Raw genomic sequence first — 2,833 nt, forward strand, 5'->3', positions numbered from 1 at the left:
TACTTTATCCTTTTTAATAATTAGGATAAAAGTACTTTTTATAAATAAATATAAAGGGATAATTATAATAAATATTAAGGGCATAATTAAAAATTTATATATTTCAAAATTTCTAAAAATAAATACACTTATGAAATAAACTTCTAAATGTGGTAATTATATTTAATTGAGATGAAGGAACTTCGTATCTACAACCCTGAAATTCAATAATAGAATTAAAGTTAGAACGACTTGGAACAAGGTATTTTATACCTTTGAATTTCATTTTTTAAATTTTAAAAATATTTTTCCCATTTTTCAGCTAAATTCATTGCTATATTAAATGCTAAAACACAGGGAACCGCATTACCTATCAATTTATAAGCATTACTTGCACTAACAGATACATTTTTTTTTGTTTTAGGTAAAATAAACTGATAATCATCTGGAAATGTTTGAAGGCGAGCACATTCTCTAATAGTTAATCTTCTTTCAGGTAATCCTTTTTTTAATTCTTCTATATTACATCCTCCATTTTCTAGACTAAGACGCCTAAATTCAATATTTCCATGATGTTCTGCACGAATAGTAGGCGCAATTGAATCAAGTTTTACTTCTGTCTGTCCTTGACAGTGTTTACCCATAAACTTGGCTTTTGAATATTTTTTTTGACAAAGATCATCAGTTAACTCTGGTTCAAGAAGACCAGAAAAGGCTTCCCTAACAGTTACAAATGGATATAATTTTTTATCTTTCACTGTATAAGCATGTGTTTTTTCAGGATATGGATCATACTCTTTTGAAATGGTATCTTTAGTTAATTCTTTTAAAGCTCTTAATTTTAAAGCACTCTTTTTAAACCCATAAAAAATTACACGCTCTCTTGATTGTGGTACCCCATAATCAGCAGAATGTAAAACTCTAGCCGGTAAAACAAGATATCCCCCATCTCCTGCATTTGCAAAATCTTTTTCAATAACTTCTTTCACTTTATGAAGATTAATCAACCCTTTTACATTTTCTGCAATAAACATTAATGGTTTTGTTATAGTTATTACTTCTCTCATCCACATATATAATTTCCCACGATTTGTAATTGTTGGTTCGTTAATTCTTATTTTTCTCCCATCATGACTCTTATATGAATTGAAGCCCAAACGTTTACCTGCAATAGAAAAATCTTGACAAGGAAACCCTCCAATAATAATATCTATGCTATCTGGGAAAATTTTTTCTCCTTCTTTTGCTCTTTTAACCAAATTAACTATACTATCAAGATGATAAATTTTATCAGGATTTTCATATCTTTTTTTAAAATAAGAAACCCATGCGGCTTTTGCCTCTGGGCGTATATCATTAGCAAATACAATATCAAAACCTGTATCTATTACTTTTACCCATTCTCCAAAATCTTTTGCAATCCAATTAGGATGAATATCTGTATTAATAGACCGTTTTAAACAAGTAAACCCCCCCTCAAATCCAATATCCATTCCTCCACATCCACTAAATAAAGACAATATCTTTATTCTTTTATTTTTTTCCCTAATTTTATTGATATTATTAACAGATTCTAACGTATTTTCTTTTTTATTTTCTTTATCATTTACATAGTCAAATATAGATAATTGCTTCATATTTATTCCTCCGTATAAAGCGAAACGTTTTGTAAACTTAAATGAAAATTAAGGACTCCAAACCCTCTGTGGTAAAATGTTTTTACACAAACAAACTATATCTCACAGAAAGGATGAAGTCCTCATGTAAAAAATTGTACCAGTAAAATGTCCAAAGTGCAACAATAATCATTCATTTTATCATTATGGCAAAGATAAAGATGGTCATCAAAAATACCTTTACGGTAACTGCAATCATCAATTTACACCTTTTAACCCTTCAACAAAATAAACTAAAAATTATCCTCGTTAGACCTCATTCAGCCCTTAATAATCAAACCCCTGCTCAAGTTTTTAGTCTAAAATTATCACAAAATCAGAAGAAAAAATATCTTCTTATTGCTTGATTTAAACTTCAATTTCGCTAATTTATTTTTAAAAGATCGTTCTGTGAATTGTCATAGAACATGCTTTAGCACGTTCATTTTACCCTTTACATATTCACAGAAGAATTTTACTATTTATAAACCGAAATTTAAAGCTATTCTATAAAACATTGTACTAATTTTTCATTTTAAGTTTACAGAACCTATTTTTAGAAGTAATTATAATATTTTATTAATGATTTTGTTAAGTTTTATATTTATAATTAACTACTATTTTAACATTAATATATGTTTTGATCTTTTCATAAATTTTTTTAATAGTATTTTTAATATTTAAGTTTTTAATTTTCTATTTTTTTATAATAATCTACTATTAAGTCTATTAGTTCTAGTCCTTTTTTACATAGATTACCTATAATTTTGAATATATCTTTTTAACAAATTTATTTCATATTATCATTTTACCTAATCTAAACCTTAAAATCAATTTAAGGATTTTTTATGGTAATGTCAAGTAAAAATAATTATTCTTTCTCCATATTTTATAAAATACCTTAAAATAAACTTAAAATTAATAATGAAGCGTAAATTTTATAAATTATATCCCAACTATTGACAAAATCTTTTTTAAAACATGGCTATCATCATGATAACTATTTTCCATATATATCTAATTATACAACCTTAACTTCTAAAAAATCGCAACCTGTTATCCTATTCTTTTTTAATGCCTTTACAACTTTTTCAGATACAAATATAGGAAAAGTTTCATCTTTCAATCTAAAAATATGCTTATCTTTTATTTTTTCTCTCTTTAATGCATGTTTTTCAATATCTATCATCTTTTCATTT

2 protein-coding genes are annotated in these 2,833 nt (G+C 26.1%); both read right to left on the reverse strand.

Annotated features, from left to right (window positions below; all coding sequences use genetic code 11):
* Positions 1-275 precede the first annotated feature (275 nt).
* A complete protein-coding gene (locus OM90_RS11900; RefSeq protein ID WP_084758065.1) occupies positions 276-1,616 on the reverse strand; it encodes a DNA cytosine methyltransferase in 1,341 nt (446 codons plus the stop codon).
* 1,039 nt (positions 1,617-2,655) lie between these two features.
* A complete protein-coding gene (locus OM90_RS13590; RefSeq protein WP_408605924.1) occupies positions 2,656-2,823 on the reverse strand; it encodes an imm11 family protein in 168 nt (55 codons plus the stop codon).
* Between the last annotated feature and the right edge of the window lie 10 nt (positions 2,824-2,833).

Source organism: Defluviitalea phaphyphila (assembly GCF_001466305.1).
Classification (GTDB): Bacteria; Bacillota; Clostridia; order Lachnospirales; family Defluviitaleaceae; genus Defluviitalea_A; species Defluviitalea_A phaphyphila.